The sequence below is a fragment of the Maribacter sp. Hel_I_7 genome (assembly GCF_000688315.1).
Lineage (GTDB): Bacteria > Bacteroidota > Bacteroidia > Flavobacteriales > Flavobacteriaceae > Maribacter > Maribacter stanieri.
The window spans coordinates 1,543,217-1,558,674 of the sequence record NZ_JHZW01000002.1; the positions used below are offsets into that span (position 1 = coordinate 1,543,217).

15 protein-coding genes are annotated in these 15,458 nt (G+C 33.3%); 5 read left to right on the forward strand and 10 right to left on the reverse strand.

All coding sequences use genetic code 11. From position 1 onward, the window contains the following. Window positions 1–786, forward strand: coding sequence for an amidohydrolase (locus tag P178_RS0108250; RefSeq protein ID WP_036145914.1), 786 nt, complete (start codon window positions 1–3; stop codon window positions 784–786). Here the strand turns inward: P178_RS0108250 and P178_RS0108255 are convergent. Both P178_RS0108255 and P178_RS0108260 read right to left on the reverse strand, forming a co-directional pair. Further along, on the reverse strand, window positions 770–2,386 hold the full coding sequence (locus P178_RS0108255; RefSeq protein WP_027065778.1) for an Ig-like domain-containing protein: 1,617 nt from the start codon (window positions 2,384–2,386) through the stop codon (window positions 770–772). The genes P178_RS0108250 and P178_RS0108255 overlap by 17 nt on opposite strands. Before the next feature lie 43 nt (window positions 2,387–2,429). Then, a complete protein-coding gene (locus P178_RS0108260) occupies window positions 2,430–3,137 on the reverse strand; it encodes a ComF family protein (protein WP_036145916.1) in 708 nt (235 codons plus the stop codon). A 40-nt stretch (window positions 3,138–3,177) separates the two neighbouring features. Here P178_RS0108260 and P178_RS0108265 point away from each other — a divergent pair, with 40 nt between their 5' ends. Together P178_RS0108265 and P178_RS0108270 are read left to right on the forward strand one after the other, a co-directional pair. Then, a complete protein-coding gene (locus P178_RS0108265) occupies window positions 3,178–4,077 on the forward strand; it encodes a hypothetical protein (protein WP_027065780.1) in 900 nt (299 codons plus the stop codon). A 36-nt stretch (window positions 4,078–4,113) separates the two neighbouring features. Beyond that, window positions 4,114–5,658 carry a glycine--tRNA ligase gene (locus tag P178_RS0108270; protein WP_027065781.1) on the forward strand — a complete coding sequence of 515 codons (1,545 nt, stop codon included), beginning with the start codon at window positions 4,114–4,116 and terminating at the stop codon, window positions 5,656–5,658. A gap of 1 nt (window position 5,659) precedes the next feature. Here the strand turns inward: P178_RS0108270 and P178_RS21665 are convergent, their stop codons facing one another. After that, on the reverse strand, window positions 5,660–7,747 hold the full coding sequence (locus P178_RS21665; protein WP_051638210.1) for a TonB-dependent receptor: 2,088 nt from the start codon (window positions 7,745–7,747) through the stop codon (window positions 5,660–5,662). Between the two features lie 26 nt (window positions 7,748–7,773). Beyond that, a complete protein-coding gene (locus P178_RS0108280) occupies window positions 7,774–8,295 on the reverse strand; it encodes a DUF3575 domain-containing protein (RefSeq protein WP_027065782.1) in 522 nt (173 codons plus the stop codon). Between the two features lie 115 nt (window positions 8,296–8,410). On the opposite strand from P178_RS0108280, the gene P178_RS0108285 reads away from it, so the two are divergent. Continuing rightward, a complete protein-coding gene (locus tag P178_RS0108285; protein WP_027065783.1) occupies window positions 8,411–9,175 on the forward strand; it encodes an exodeoxyribonuclease III in 765 nt (254 codons plus the stop codon). A 70-nt stretch (window positions 9,176–9,245) separates the two neighbouring features. Further along, window positions 9,246–10,286 carry an aldo/keto reductase gene (locus P178_RS0108290; protein ID WP_027065784.1) on the forward strand — a complete coding sequence of 347 codons (1,041 nt, stop codon included), beginning with the start codon at window positions 9,246–9,248 and terminating at the stop codon, window positions 10,284–10,286. 106 nt (window positions 10,287–10,392) lie between these two features. Here P178_RS0108290 and radA read toward each other — a convergent pair whose 3' ends face one another. The 6 genes from radA to panC form a co-directional block, all read right to left on the reverse strand. Then, complete coding sequence (radA, locus tag P178_RS0108295; protein WP_027065785.1) at window positions 10,393–11,754, reverse strand: DNA repair protein RadA; 1,362 nt, start codon at window positions 11,752–11,754, stop codon at window positions 10,393–10,395. 72 nt (window positions 11,755–11,826) lie between these two features. Next, the gene (locus P178_RS23200) at window positions 11,827–11,997 is read right to left on the reverse strand and encodes a hypothetical protein (protein WP_155941599.1); all 171 of its coding nucleotides are present in this window, start codon (window positions 11,995–11,997) and stop codon (window positions 11,827–11,829) included. Window positions 11,998–12,045: 48 nt separating this feature from the next. Beyond that, the gene (locus P178_RS0108305) at window positions 12,046–13,188 is read right to left on the reverse strand and encodes an alpha/beta hydrolase (RefSeq protein ID WP_027065786.1); all 1,143 of its coding nucleotides are present in this window, start codon (window positions 13,186–13,188) and stop codon (window positions 12,046–12,048) included. A 28-nt stretch (window positions 13,189–13,216) separates the two neighbouring features. Continuing rightward, on the reverse strand, window positions 13,217–14,182 hold the full coding sequence (locus P178_RS0108310; protein ID WP_027065787.1) for a lysylphosphatidylglycerol synthase transmembrane domain-containing protein: 966 nt from the start codon (window positions 14,180–14,182) through the stop codon (window positions 13,217–13,219). Window positions 14,183–14,184: 2 nt separating this feature from the next. Beyond that, window positions 14,185–14,535: an aspartate 1-decarboxylase gene (gene panD, locus P178_RS0108315; protein ID WP_027065788.1), complete on the reverse strand. Its 351-nt coding sequence runs from the start codon at window positions 14,533–14,535 to the stop codon at window positions 14,185–14,187. Window positions 14,536–14,544: 9 nt separating this feature from the next. Further along, on the reverse strand, window positions 14,545–15,390 hold the full coding sequence (panC, locus tag P178_RS0108320; RefSeq protein WP_027065789.1) for a pantoate--beta-alanine ligase: 846 nt from the start codon (window positions 15,388–15,390) through the stop codon (window positions 14,545–14,547). Window positions 15,391–15,458 lie beyond the last annotated feature (68 nt).

The window sequence follows — 15,458 nt, forward strand, 5'->3', positions numbered from 1 at the left end:
ATGGCACAAGAAAAAAGTAATTTGAAAATAGCTCTAATTCAGTCTGCATTACATTGGGAAAATCCAAGTGCCAATAGGAAAATGTTCAGTGCTAAAATTGAACAAATTGTAGAAGATGTTGACTTAATTGTTCTTCCAGAAATGTTTTCAACAGGCTTTACCATGTCTCCAGAGAATATTAAAAATCAAGAAGGGTCAATTACATTGAGTTGGATGATGGATATTGCTGCCAATATAAATAGCGCAGTAGTAGGCAGTATTGTATTTAATGAGGATGATACTCATTACAATAGACTTTTCTTTGTAGAACCCAATGGAAAATATGTTACATATGACAAGAGACATACTTTTACTTTGGCAGGAGAGCATGAAAAATACACGGCAGGTAATAAAAGATTAATTGTTAATTATAAGGGATTTGCCATTTGTCCATTAATCTGTTATGATCTTCGTTTTCCTATATGGAGCAGAAATACAGAAGATTTTGATATTCTATTATATGCTGCAAATTGGCCAACTCCAAGAATTAATGCATGGGATGCTCTATTAAAAGCACGTGCCATCGAAAATATGGCATATTGTATTGGTGTAAATCGTGTTGGAGCCGACGGATTAGGACATAATTACCCTGGTCACTCAAGTTTATATGACCCTCTTGGGGAATTAATTTCCCTTTCAAAAAAAGAAGAGGTGCTAATTGTTGATGTCGTTAAGAATGAAATAGATTTAATACGGAATAAACTACCCTTTTTAAATGATAGGGATAGGTTTAGTCTATTAGATTAAATGTCTCTATTTTTTCCCAGTTAGCCCGTAATTCTATTAATGTAGGATAATAACTTATTTTCTCAGGTTGTCTTTTTTCTAAGAAACTACCTGTGTCCCATTTTCCATTTTCGTTATTGTCGAATATTACACGAGCTTGATATTTACCTGGATTTAAATTGTCAAAAACATATTGCTGCGGTTCGGTAGCGTAAATCTCGCGTTGTATAGCGCCCTTTTCGTTCGTTAGTTGAACAATTATGGGGTAGACAATTGAATTGCCATTTAGATTTAAGGTTAAGTTACCATAGTCTGCTATGCTTTTGGTTTTAAAGGAATATGCCACAGAATCATTAGTAGTTTCAAAAAAATCTGTCACGGCACCCGGTATAAGCTCCATTCTATAGCTTTGGTCAGGGTCAATTTTAAAATCGAAATTCAATAAATTTTCTAATGTATCCAGCTTTAATTTGTAAGCTATCTCAATAGAATCCTTATCCATCAATTTTATTTTGGTACTATCAAAACTAACTAACGGCGTATTGTTAAGAAGATTAATAGGTTTGTTCATTTCAATATTACCTTTTTGGCTCATTGTTATTTTTAATGAATCAAATGCAACTTTTCTATTCTTTACTTTAAATGTGTCCTGTATTTTTAATGCTTCATTGGTAATCGTAAAAAGAAGGGAATCCATTTCATAAGGTGTAAACCAAAAATTGATAGTGTCCTTTTCTCTTTCTTTCATAATCTTGGTTCTAACAGAGTCTGGTATTTCTGTAAGAGATTCAATCTTTATATCTGTACCAACCCCATAATAGCCAAAGCTAATTTTGTTACTTGCTTCCATACTAGGCACGGCAACACCGTAATCTGGTATTTCCTTAAAAAGATTCAGTAGGTAAATAGAATCTGTAGGTAGATTTATAGTATCTTTTACGAACCCTATTTTATCTGTTTTTTGATCAAATTTGTTGTTGCTAGAGGCATCTTTTATACCAAATAGGGCATATTTTCCTTCTTTTAAATTTTTTAGTTTAAATATTACGGCACTATCGAGTGTGTTGGTAATATAATTGGGTGGTTTTTTATAAACTGTAGAGTCTGTATAGCTTGTGTCTATTTTATAAAGCATTACACTAACAAAGTCATCTGCTTTTTTATTGAATGCATCTTTAACAACTCCTGTAAGTTCTAAAGAGTCAATATAATTACCGGTAGAAAAAACATAGGTAAAAAATGAATTTGGGTTTTCCTCGTTATTATCTACAATTCCTTGCCCAAAGTTGAAGGTGTATGTGGTATTAGGTTCTAAAGTGTCTTTAATTATTATTTCTACATATTTATTAGCATTCCCCATTGGAGAAAGTACAGGCGAGTTTTTTAAGGGAGGAGATATTATAAGTTGTTTTTGAATATCTTTTAATTTTACCAATTCATTGAAATAGAGCCTAATTTTATTGCCCATAAAATTGGTTGTCAAATTAGGTGGTTCTGCTCTTGTTAATTCTGGAGGGGTAATATCTTTTGGTCCACCAGTAGGGGTGCCACGTTGTGCACATTGGTAGGATACCAAAACAATGATAAAAACAAATATAAAACCTAAAATTTTTCTGCTCATTAGTGTGATTATCGACCGCAAAGAAACAACATATTTATAGAATTTAATTCTTTGGAACTACAGCAATGCTAGAAATGTAAATTTCTACACCCTTAATATCTTTAAAAGTTTTGGCACAAATTTCCATAGTAGCACCAGTGGTAATTACATCATCAACCAATAAAATGGTTTTATTTATAAGGGTTTCGTTATTTTTTATTTCATATAAAGACCGGTTGTCATACCATCTGCTTAATCTATTTTTTTTGGTCTGTGTTTTTGTGTTAGCTGTTTTAACAAGTAAATCTTCTGCATAAACAGCATTAATATGAAAGGCTATTTGTTTAGCAAATAGTGTCACTTGGTTGTAGCCTCTTTTTTTTAATTTTTTTCGATGCAGGGGAATTGGAATAACAAAATCAATTTGTGGTAAGTCGCCTTGTTCTTTTAGAATTTGACCGTGCCAATCGCCCAAAAACCGTCCTATTCCTTCTTGATTCTTATATTTTAAAAAATGTATGAGATTTTTTACGATTCCAATTTCGGTATAGAATAAGAATGAATTTGCCTTTTTTATGTTAATTCGACCATAAAAAATACTGTCAACAGCATTTTCATCGTTAAATGTGTACTCGGTAAGAGGTAATTGATGTCGGCAAGATGTGCAGAGTATAACCTCTCCTCTGTATAATCGTGCATTACATCCAAAACATGATATGGGTAACAGTATGTTGGTAACATCCTTTAGTATATTTGAAATTCTGTTTTTCATCAAATTTTACAGATTAAACAACCTACAGCCCACTTATTAAATGGACAGTCAAGATAACAAATTCAATTATAAAATAATACTCGCGGCATTTGTTGCGGTTATTATAGCATTATTAATTGCTTTCTATTATAGTTATGCCCAGTCAAATGCTGAAATTGATTTTTTAGAAAAGGAAAAATCAATTTTGGTAAAAGACCTTACTTTGATGAAAGCAGATGTTGATCGTTTATCTGCTAAAAGTGAGATGAACGAAATTGAATTACAAGATTCAAAATTTAAAGTTCAAGAGCTTTTAGATTCAGTTGGGCGTTTAAATTTTACCGTACAAAAATTAAGAGAGTTTAAAACAGAGTTACGTAGGTTAGAATCTAAAAACGATAGCTTAATTTTAAAGAACAATTTTTTACGTTATAATAACATGTTGCTTACAGATAAGTATGATGAGTCTCGTAAGCAGATAGAAAATCTTAGAGCTAATAGTAACTCTTTAGCAGAAGCGGAAGCTTTACAGAGAAGAAAAATCTTAGAACTAAACCAGAAATTAAAGACCAAGAGTTATTTAAAAATGGCTAATTCTGAAGGAAGCGGTTTTAGATTAATTCGTGGAACAAAACCAACCAAAACCAATAAGGCATCAATTATAGAGAAATTAAGAGGTTGTGTAACTATTTTGGCAGACGAAAGTGAAGCCGGTAATGACAAAATAGTTTATTTACAGTTTCTTGATCCTAACAAGCAGATTATTGAAGACAACGCTAATACTATTACTGTTAATGGTAATGTTTATAGTAAAAGAGTTGAATTTTCTTTTACTGGGGTTGACATGTATATCTGTGAATCTATAACCATTCCAGAAGGTTCTTTAATGGAAGGTAATTACACATTAAATGTGTTTGAAGATGAACGTTTGATTACTTCTTCAGAATTTCAACTGAAATAACTACTTTTTTTTTAGGTATTATTCTATTTTTACATAATGGCAAAGCAAGAAGATGATTTTAAGCGTGTAATTTCTCACGCCAAGGAATACGGTTATGTATTTCAATCTAGTGAAATTTATGATGGGTTAAGTGCTGTATATGACTACGGTCAAAACGGTGCAGAACTAAAAAAGAATATACGTGAGTATTGGTGGAAAGCAATGGTGCAACTTAATGACAATATTGTTGGACTAGATGCTGCTATTTTCATGCATCCATTAACTTGGAAGGCATCAGGGCATATAGATGCTTTTAACGACCCATTAATAGATAACAAAGATTCCAAGAAAAGATATAGAGCTGATGTTTTAGTAGAAGATTATGTCGCTAAAATCGATGCTAAAATTGAAAAAGAGGTCAATAAAGCTGCAAAACGTTTTGGAGAAGCTTTTGATAAGGAGACTTTCTTAAAAACGAATCAGCGTGTAGTCGATTATCAAGAACAAGGAAAAACAATTTTAAGCAGGTTAGGTAAGTCTTTGCAAAATGAAGATTTGGCTGACGTAAAAGCACTTATAGAGGAGTTGGATATTGCTTGTCCAATGTCTGGATCTAAAAACTGGACAGATGTAAAGCAGTTCAATTTGATGTTCGGTACAAAATTAGGTGCCAATGCAGAAAGTGCTATGGACTTATTTTTAAGACCGGAAACTGCGCAAGGTATTTTTGTGAACTTCTTGAACGTTCAAAAATCTGGTCGAATGAAACTTCCTTTCGGAATTGCACAGACCGGTAAAGCTTTTAGAAATGAAATCGTTGCTAGACAGTTCATTTTTAGAATGCGTGAGTTTGAACAAATGGAAATGCAATTTTTTATTCAACCAGGTACTCAAAAAGAATGGTACGAAATCTGGAAAGAAAAAAGAATGAAATGGCACTTGTCATTAGGTTTAGGGAAAGATAATTATCGTTTCCATGATCATGAGAAATTGGCACATTATGCTGATGCGGCATCAGATATTGAATTTCGTTTTCCATTCGGTTTTAAAGAATTGGAAGGAATTCACTCCCGTACCGATTTTGATTTAAGTAGTCATGAGAAGTTTTCCGGTAAGAAATTACAATATTTTGATCACGAAGTAAATAAAAACTACGTGCCTTATGTATTGGAAACATCGATTGGTTTGGATAGAATGTTCTTGGCCGTATTTTCAAATTCACTAAGAGAAGAACAATTAGAGAACGATACTACTAGAACCGTTCTAAAGCTGCCAGCGGTTTTAGCACCGGTAAAAGCAGCAATTTTACCACTATTGAAGAAAGATGGCTTACCGGAAGTTGCTCAGAGTATTGTAGATGACCTTAAGTGGGATTTTAATGTTACTTATGATGAAAAAGATGCCGTTGGTAGACGCTATAGAAGACAAGACGCTAATGGTACTCCTTTCTGTATTACTGTTGATCATCAAACATTAGAAGATCAAACAGTTACTATAAGACATAGAGATTCTATGGAACAAGAGCGGGTTGCTATATCTGCATTAAATGGTATTATTCATGATGCGGTAGATATGAAGACGTGGTTGAAGAAAATAGAATAAACTACAAGGTGTAGGTTAATATTACACCGCCATAATAATTTAGATTGTTCCCAGGGTAGAAATACCTTGGGGCATTTCCTCCAAATCCACTAGCATTTATTAAGACCGACTGCGAATATTTTGTGTTGGTTAAATTGTTGATACCAAATTCTAACCCTACTCGAAACTTTTCTGAAATTTGATTCTTATAACCTAATTTTAAGTTTAAAATATTAAAAGAATCACTGTAGAGGGAATTTGCATCTGTAAGCGGAATTTCGTCAATAAATTGGTGAGTAATATTTGCAAACAAACCATTTCCAAAATTGGTCTGTATTCCTGAGTTAATTTTATATTTTGGTACTCCGGTCAATGCATTTCCAGAATAATCTTCGTTGGCTTCATCATCTATAAAATCTACAAATTTGTGATTGCTATACGTGTAATTTATAAATGGTGAAATTCTTATTTTATCAGAAATTTTAATTTTGTAGCTGAAGTCTAGATCAACACCTTGGTGTTTTGTTTTGCCGGCATTACGGCCAATATATTGGTTGTCACTAACACGTTTAGCTACCAGTAAATTTTTAATGGGCATTCGGTAAAAAGCGATATCTAATTTTAACCTATCATTTTGGCTTTTATGGTTGATGCCTATTTCATAGTTTGTACCGGTTTCTTGAACGATATCGGGATTAATTATTCCTTCGGGTGTTAAAGTCTCCTCAAGACTTGGATTAGAAAATCCGCGGCTAATATTTGCATAAAATTGATTGGTTGGTGAAACAGTGTAATTAATATCTAAACTTGGTAAGAATAGTGCTTTAAAATCTCTGTTGGCGCTTGTATTAGTATCTCCTGAGTTGAAAAGGTCCCTAAAGTCATATTGGGTTTTATTAATATTTAATCCTAATTGCGCGGTTAATCTAGTTGTTAAAGAATAAGAAGCTGTAGCAAATGCGTTTAATTGACTGCGAAATTCTTTATTTTGAGATAGCCTATCGCCTTGTAGACTTCCATTGCCATTATTCTCTTGGTATAGATTATCAAAAGTTCCCCAAGAATATTCATCTTTATAAAGTTCGCCGCCAAAAGTGTAAAAAAGAGAATTTTCAAGAATGTTAATATTGCCAGAAAACAAAGTTCTCAGTCCGTATCCGTTTGTATTTTCATCTAAAATATTAAAGGGTGCGGGTTCGTAGTGGTCTAAATAAGTATAGAACAAACTAGTTGTATTTTTTAGTTTAGAACTAGCCTTATATGTGTGTGATAGTCCTATAAGACTATAATTGTTGTCTTCATATCCTTTTGATGATTTCCAAGTAAATGCAGCTTGTGTAGGGTCTTCATCAAAGTCTTCTTGGTCAATAGAACTTGCAATTTGTGCAGAGTAATCAATATGATTTACTAATAGTCCAATTTCACTTTTTTCAGAAAGTTTAAAAATTGTGTTTAATAAGAACCCATCACGTTCAAATCTGTTGTTTTCTCGGTACCCATCGATCTCCATATGCCCATATTGAAAAGTCATATAGAAATCGTCCTGAGAATGTGTAAAACCTAGGCTATTTTTAAATAGACCGTAAGAACCTATTGTGGTGTTATTTGTCAGCTTAGTAGGCTGGTTGCTAAGTTGTTTTGTATTTAATATAATTGCGCCACCTAAGTTCGTTCCAAATCCTGAACCTTTAGGACCTTTAATAACTTTTACAGAAGTTAAGTTTTCTAAATCAAATGCCTCTATAGTAGATGAACCAGTGCCGTTGGTAACAGGAATGTTATTGTAATAAAGTCTAAGTTTATCCGTACCAAAAGGAGTTCTAGAGCCTACACCTCTTATTGTAATTCTGTTAGTGTTCAGTGCGCCAGATAGGGCATACAAACCAGAGATTTGATTTATGGAACTGATAAAATCGACTGGACTATAATTTGAAAAAGTTGAAGCTCCAATGGTCTGCGAAGGAATGATGCCTATAGCGTTTTTGGCAGTAAGCGTATCTATTACAATTACTTCGTTTAATTGCATAATACTATCATTTTCAATAGTAGTTTGCGCAAAAATATTTGATGAAATAATGATAAGCGGTAATAGTCGTAAAATTTTGTTCATAGAGGTATAAACCCCAAAAATACCTATTAAAAGCGGAAACCTAAAGATAAACCGGCTTTGAACATAAAGTCATTTTGAAAATCTTCAGGATTAATATTTCTACCTAATCCACCATTAAGTTCAATTGTAAATTTTTGGCTCCTAGTTGCCCATTTATAACCACCACCTAGACCTAAGGCTACGGTAGAATAGTCGTAATTTCTATTACCTAAATTTTCAGAATCGTCATCATCTTCACCAGTGTAGTAAAGTCCAAATATTTCTGCAAATAAGCCGCTTTTTGGTCCATAACCAAAATATGCTCTTAAATTAGGTCCTATACCAAAGTTACCATTGTAATCTGTTGCCTTACCATCAAAATATAGGGTTCCTCCTATACTTGTATCTTCATTTATGTAATATTCATAGCCAAATTCAACCGTAGTGGAAACTAAAAATTGACCAATGTTCAACTTTACTTCATGGCTGTTTTCATCATTGCCATAAGCCTGAGCGAATGAAGAAGTAGTTGTAAATAATACTAAAAGGAATAAAATAAACTTGTACATGAGATGCGTTTTAATATGCAAATAATATTTTAACGCTGTGAAATTATGATTTTAATAGAAAGTATACACCTTTAATCTTCAACTCTTTTTTATTTTTAGGCCAAAATGTAGATAGATGAAAATCATATCCTATAATGTAAACGGAATTAGGGCGGCTATTAGAAAAGGATTTTTAGATTGGTTGGGTACTGTATCTCCAGATGTAGTCTGCTTGCAAGAGATTAAGGCACATGAAGATCAATTAGATCTTTCTTTATTTGAAGATGCAGGTTATAAATACAACTATTGGTATAGTGCGCAAAAGAAGGGGTATAGTGGTGTAGCCATATTATCTAAAACCGAGCCAGACAAAGTAGTTTTTGGTACTGGTATAGATTATATGGATTTTGAGGGAAGAAATATTCGAGCAGATTTTGGAGATATTTCTGTTATGAGTATGTATTTGCCATCGGGAACAAATATGCAGCGCTTAGATCATAAACTTAGATATATGGATGATTTTCAAGAATATGCCAATAAGCTGAAATTGACAAATCCTAATTTAATCGTACTTGGCGATTATAATATTTGTCATGAAGCCATAGATATTCATAATCCCGTAGGATTAAAAAATGTATCGGGATTTTTGCCGGTTGAAAGAGAGTGGTTAGGAGATTTTTTAAAGAGTGGTTTCATAGATAGTTTTAGGGAATTTAATTCTGAACCAGATAATTATACTTGGTGGAGCTATAGGGCAAATGCTAGAAATAACAATAAAGGTTGGCGTTTAGATTATGCTATGGTTGCTTCTACTTTAAAGGATAGATTAACTAGATCTGTTATTCTTTCGGAAGCAAAGCATAGTGATCATTGCCCTATTTTAATAGAGGTAGAGAGTTAACGAAAAGGGTGCAAGAACCCTTGGTTTATTTAGTAGTTTTGTATTTAATGTTAGCAAATAATTAAGTTGAATGATTTATACCAATTTACCCCATACAGATATTGAAGTAAGTAAAATTTGTCTAGGCACTATGACCTGGGGTAATCAAAACACCGAAGAAGAAGGTCATGAGCAAATAAATTATGCCATTGACAAAGGTGTTAATTTTTTAGATACAGCAGAGCTATATCCAGTTCCGGCGCATAAAGACAGGTATGCCGCTACTGAAAGAGTTATTGGTAATTGGTTTAAGAAAAATGGTAATAGAGAAGATATAGTTTTAGCTTCAAAAATTGCAGGAAAAGCCGATATGACGAAGTTTATTCGTACTACCGGTTTTACCAGGGAATCTATTATTGATGCCGTAGAAGGAAGTTTGCAGCGTTTACAAACAGATTATATTGATTTGTATCAACTACATTGGCCGGACAGAAGTACTAACTATTTTGGTCAAAGAGGATACAAACATGATATATCTGACCATTGGGAAGATAACATTCATCAGGTTTTAGAAACCATGCGAGATTTAATCCGTGAAGGCAAAATTAAACATGTAGGTATATCTAATGAAACGCCATGGGGAACTATGCGCTTTTTAGAGGAAAGTAAAGTTCATGGAACATTGCCTAGAACCATAACCATTCAAAACCCTTATAGTTTATTAAATAGACTATTTGAAGTAGGAATGGCAGAAATTTCAATGAGAGAACAGGTTGGGTTATTAGCTTATTCACCTATGGGCTTTGGCGCGTTAAGTGGTAAATATTTAGGTGATAGAATGCCAGAAGGGTCTCGGTTAAGTTTGTTTCCTCAATATAATAGATATATTGGCAAAACGGCTGTAGAGGCTACAAAAAAATATTATGAACTGGCACAGGCAAATGGTCTGACCTTAGCACAAATGGCTTTGGCATTTGTGAATACCAGACCTTTTGTGACAAGTACTATAATTGGAGCTACAAGTATGCGTCAATTAGAAGAGAATATCGACAGTATAGACGTTAATTTGTCGGAAGATATTATTGAGAAAATAGAAGCAATTCACAATTCTATACCTAACCCTGCACCTTAATTATGAGTGGTTTAGTTTTTTTAAAAGTCGGATTTGGACAAATTATTCTCATTATAATTGTAATCATTATAATTATGGTCATGGCCAGAATAATGAGAGATAAACGTTAACCAAATAAATTACCGGCAACTTCTTCAATTTTAGAAGCTAGTAGTATTTTTATTTTGGTTGATTTAAGTCCGATTTTATTATTTTTTGAAATGATAATTGTGGTATAACCTAATTTTTCGGCTTCAAGAATACGCTGTTCTACGCGTTGTACAGGTCTAATTTCACCTGCTAAACCTACCTCTGCAGCAAAACAAATTCCTTTATCTATCGGAATGTCCTCGTTGCTGGATAGAATAGCTGCTATTACAGCTAAGTCTATAGCTGGATCGTCAACAGAAATTCCACCGGTTATATTTAAAAAAACATCTTTTGCGCCTAATTTAAAGCCAGCACGTTTTTCTAAAACAGCCAACAACATATTAAGTCTCTTGGCATTGTATCCTGTAGTCGAACGCTGTGGTGTTCCATATACGGCGGTACTTACCAAGGCTTGTATCTCTATTAGTAACGGTCGCATTCCTTCAACGGTAGAGGCAATGGCCGTGCCGCTTAATCCATCATCATTTTTAGAAACAAGCACTTCAGAAGGATTATTAACCTCTCTAAGTCCGCTACCTTGCATTTCATAAATACCAAGCTCTGCTGTAGAACCAAATCTATTTTTTAATGACCTTAGAATGCGATACACATAATTACGATCACCCTCAAACTGAAGAACGGTGTCAACCATGTGTTCTAAAATTTTAGGTCCGGCAATTGATCCATCTTTAGTAATATGACCGATTAGTATTACAGGGGTGTTGGTTTCTTTTGCAAACTTTATAAGTTCTGCTGTGCACTCTCTAATTTGAGAAATGCTACCTGCAGCAGACTCTATGTAATCTGAGTGTAGGGTTTGTATGGAATCTATAACTACAATATCTGGTTCTGTAGCTTCAATTTGTTTGAATATGTTTTGGGTTTTCGTTTCGGTTAGTATAAAACACGTTTCGCTATTCGCGAAAATTCTATCAGCTCGCATTTTAATTTGTTTTTGGCTTTCTTCACCAGAAACATATAATGTCTTGTATGGTAATTTTAATGCAATTTGAAGTAACAGTGTGCTTTTTCCAACCCCAGGTTCTCCACCTAGTAGAACAAGGGCACCAGGTACAAGACCTCCACCAAGAACTCTGTTAAATTCAAGGTCAAACGTATTTAATCGCACCTCTTTTTCAATACTAATTTCATTGACCAAAAGAGGTTTGGATACTCTTTTTGATGCTTGTGAAGAGGACTTCCAATTGGTTTTTTCTTCTTTTTGCACTACCTCTTCAACAACGGTATTCCATTGTTTACAGGCAGAACATTGTCCAACCCATTTCGCATATTGAGTTCCGCAATTTTGACAAAAAAATGCAGTTTTTGTTTTGGCCATCTTTAGCTTTTAAGGTGTGGCTAAAGGTAGCAAGAAGTTTGAAACGAGTATATCTTAGAAAGAAATTAAAAATTAATTTTCACCTGATCTTTCTTTTTTAAAAGCGCTAAAAGCTAGGAAAAATGAAGCCCATGCCATAAATAGGGCAATACCATTATAAGCTAAGATAAATTCTCCTTTTAATCCAAAATAAGTAAAGAGCACTCCGGAAAAAACGAAGTACATTGCGTCAATTTTAATCATAATTAAGTAGGTTGGGCTAATTTGGGACTAGCCATTTATTAATTCTGTTTAAAAACCGAAATCGGCTTTTAGTGCATCCATTTTTTCAAGGGCCATTTCTTTAGTTAAAAAATCTATTTCTTCCATTTGAAAAGCTTTTTCAAATGTTCTTAATGCTTTTTTAGGTTCACCTAGTTGTTCGTAATACTCAGCTTCAAAATAAAATCCAAGCATAGTTTCTGGGTATTCTTTTTTACAAAGTTCAGATAATGGTTTTAACGATTCAAAATCTTCCTTTTTTCTAGATGCTGCATATATTGCCATTACATCGTTCAGCTCAACAGGTTTGCTAAAGCCAAACATATCAACAATACCTTGGTACTTATTTTCTAAATAACTGTATACAGGATCATCGCTAATAAGAATTTGAGTCTTATATTCTTTAGGGCTAATTGGCTTAAACATCCCGAATATATTATCAAATGCCTTGCCGATACCGTATGTGGCAACAGATATATGATCGGCATTTTTATATTCATCAAAGAAATAATGTAAAGACTCCTTTTCTAATGCTTTAAGGCTTTTGTCCATTGACATAATCCTTTTCTTATCATTGCTGTCTTCGCCTTCTACAATTAACTGATAGAATATTTGATTTTCTATAATACCTAAACGCATAGGGACCCTACTTTCCATTTCCGGAGCAAGAGTTGGGGATATGCTTACATAACCATCAAAAATAGAATTGTCTTTAAACAACCAATAGTTCATGAAACTTGCGGTGATGTCATAACCAACTACCATTTTAAATGGTGCTGTACTATAATTAAGATCTAAGTATGGTATAAGTTCCATGCCTATAAACTCATAAAAATTTTTACCTTTTTCTGATGGAAGACCGCTGTCTGGATCAAAAGAGCAATCTTCGTACCTAATATCATTTTTACTTTGGTTTATGCCTACAACTATACTTTGTGGCATACCATGAAAACGACTATAAAATTTTGATGTCGCTACAACTTGTTCAAAAAGATATTCACCGTCAAGTACTATAATTAGGGGGTACTTTTTGGTTTCATCCATTTTCTCTGGAAAATAATATTGAACGTCTCTTCTTTCTTGAAGCTTAAACGATTCAAATATTTCTTGTGTCACTTGAGAATAGGATGTAATCCCAAATAAAAGTGCGAATATTAAAGATACATAACGCATAGAGGTGGTAATTGTTAGTTGTAAGATACTATTTACTTCTGTTCAATAACGGTAATAGAAGAAAAGATATTGCCCCAAAAACGACTATCATCAAAGTCTGTGCAATCCAAATTATCCATCCAAAGGCATCACCTGATACTCCGCTGATTCCAAAAATCGCTAAAGCGCTGCTTACTGCAATAGGATAAAGACCAATACCTCCATTTGTAGTTGCCATAGCGAATGCCCCAGCTACGAAGGCAACCAAGAGCTGGCTAAGGGAAAGTGAGATGGTTTCAGGTACAGTGAATTTAATAATCCAAAGCATACCTATATAGCATCCCCAAATGAAAAAAGTGTGCAGTATAAACAGCCATTTGTTTTTCATTTTGAAAATGCTAAAAACTCCGTCTAGTAAACCTTTTACAAAAGTTTTGATTTTAATGGCAAATGCGTTCTTTGACTTTTTAATGATAAACACGAATAAAAAGAACAGAACGATACCAAAGACAGCAAGTAAAATAAGTCCAGTTATATTAAACCCACGTGCTTGAAGAATGCCCATAATTATATCTGTCTGTAGTAGAAATGCAATAGTAACCACCAAGAGTAGCATAATTACATCTATAACCCTTTCGGTTACAATTGTTCCAAAGCCTTTTTCAAATGGAACATTTTCGTATGTAGTTAGGGCTGTTGCCCTTAGAATTTCACCTGTTCTAGGAATGCCTAGATTAGCAAAATAAGAAGTTAAAATTATTAGAATATTATTAATTAGTTTAGGTTTATATCCAAGAGGTTCTAAAAGATAATTCCATCTAATTGCTCTAGATACATGCCCTAAAATACCAAGTAAAACGGAAAGAAATACATAAAATGGGTTTGCTTCTTTTATGTAGAATATTATTTCTTTTCTATTCTCAGGGGTTGTAGAATTGTAAGAGTACCAAACTAAAAAAACTCCCAATGCTATTGGGAGTATAATCTTAAGATTTTTTTTTACTGAATTCTTCAACGTTAAGTTAAAAGATTATTTGCTTCGTTAGGGAAAACTAAAGATGGATTGAATTTTTTTGCATCTTCAATATCCATCCAAGTATAAGAAATTAAAATAAGAATATCACCAACTGACACCTTTCGTGCAGCGGCACCATTTAAAGTTATTTCTCCACTTTTTCTTGGACCAGGTATAATATATGTCTCTAAGCGTTCGCCATTGTTATTATTTACGATCTGAACTTTTTCGCCACGAATAAAGTTTGCGGCATCCATTAAATCTTCATCAATTGTAATGCTGCCAACATAATTAAGATCTGCACCGGTAACTTTTACACGATGTATTTTTGATTTAACTACTTCTACTTGCATATCTATATTCTAATTTAGGGCTATATTATCAATTAGCCTTACGTCTTCAACGTAAACGGCAATAAATGCCCTGTATTTTACATTATTAATTTTATTGTTGATTGGGGTCAGTGTTTCAACATCGGTGATATCAAAATATTCTAATTCAAATTCATCGTTTTTTTGAAATTCATTTATAACCCAATCTTTAACATTCAATGCATTTTCCATGCCAAATTTATTTTTGGCGGTTTGCAATGTTTTATAAATGAATGCAGCTTTTTGTCGTATTTTTTTACTCAACCTTTCATTTCTAGAGCTCATGGCCAAGCCATGATCTTCTCTAATAATTTCACAACCAATTATTTCTACAGGAATATGCTGTATTTCAGTAAGTTTTTGAATAATACGTAATTGTTGAAAATCTTTTTCCCCAAAATATGCCTTTGTGGGTTTTATAATAGTAAGGAGTTCTTCTACGATAGTGCCTACACCATTAAAATGATCGTCTCTAAATTCACCTTCCATAACCTTGTCAAGCCCTTCAAAATCATATATTTTGGGAACGACTGAATCGGTATATATTTCTGAAACTGCAGGAGTGAAAACAATAATATCTTTTGAAATCGACGAAATCAATTTAATGTCAGATTCTAAAGTTTTAGGATATTTATCTAAATCTTCCTTGTTATTAAATTGTGTAGGATTTACAAAAATACTGACGACTACTCTGTCGTTTTCATTTACCGCTTTCTGTATTAAAGAAGCGTGGCCTTTATGTAGTGCTCCCATAGTGGGGACAAGGCCTAGACTTAGGTTGTCGTCTAATTTACTTAATACTTCCTTAAGCTTATTTTTGGTCTCTATTACCAGCATTGAAAATTGCATTAGCGAGCAAACTTACTATAATTACTGCTAATCTCTATATTTTTTGTAATTTTGCA

Bases quoted from the DNA above. Each gene is read 5' to 3' on its own strand.
- P178_RS0108250 (WP_036145914.1), top strand. From the start codon at position 1: ATGGCACAAGAAAAAAGTAATTTGAAAATAGCTCTAATTCAGTCTGCA.
- P178_RS0108255 (WP_027065778.1), bottom strand. From the start codon at position 2,386: ATGAGCAGAAAAATTTTAGGTTTTATATTTGTTTTTATCATTGTTTTG.
- P178_RS0108260 (WP_036145916.1), bottom strand. From the start codon at position 3,137: ATGAAAAACAGAATTTCAAATATACTAAAGGATGTTACCAACATACTG.
- P178_RS0108265 (WP_027065780.1), top strand. From the start codon at position 3,178: ATGGACAGTCAAGATAACAAATTCAATTATAAAATAATACTCGCGGCA.
- P178_RS0108270 (WP_027065781.1), top strand. From the start codon at position 4,114: ATGGCAAAGCAAGAAGATGATTTTAAGCGTGTAATTTCTCACGCCAAG.
- P178_RS21665 (WP_051638210.1), bottom strand. From the start codon at position 7,747: ATGAACAAAATTTTACGACTATTACCGCTTATCATTATTTCATCAAAT.
- P178_RS0108280 (WP_027065782.1), bottom strand. From the start codon at position 8,295: ATGTACAAGTTTATTTTATTCCTTTTAGTATTATTTACAACTACTTCT.
- P178_RS0108285 (WP_027065783.1), top strand. From the start codon at position 8,411: ATGAAAATCATATCCTATAATGTAAACGGAATTAGGGCGGCTATTAGA.
- P178_RS0108290 (WP_027065784.1), top strand. From the start codon at position 9,246: ATGATTTATACCAATTTACCCCATACAGATATTGAAGTAAGTAAAATT.
- radA (WP_027065785.1), bottom strand. From the start codon at position 11,754: ATGGCCAAAACAAAAACTGCATTTTTTTGTCAAAATTGCGGAACTCAA.
- P178_RS23200 (WP_155941599.1), bottom strand. From the start codon at position 11,997: ATGATTAAAATTGACGCAATGTACTTCGTTTTTTCCGGAGTGCTCTTT.
- P178_RS0108305 (WP_027065786.1), bottom strand. From the start codon at position 13,188: ATGCGTTATGTATCTTTAATATTCGCACTTTTATTTGGGATTACATCC.
- panD (WP_027065788.1), bottom strand. From the start codon at position 14,535: ATGCAAGTAGAAGTAGTTAAATCAAAAATACATCGTGTAAAAGTTACC.
- panC (WP_027065789.1), bottom strand. From the start codon at position 15,390: ATGCTGGTAATAGAGACCAAAAATAAGCTTAAGGAAGTATTAAGTAAA.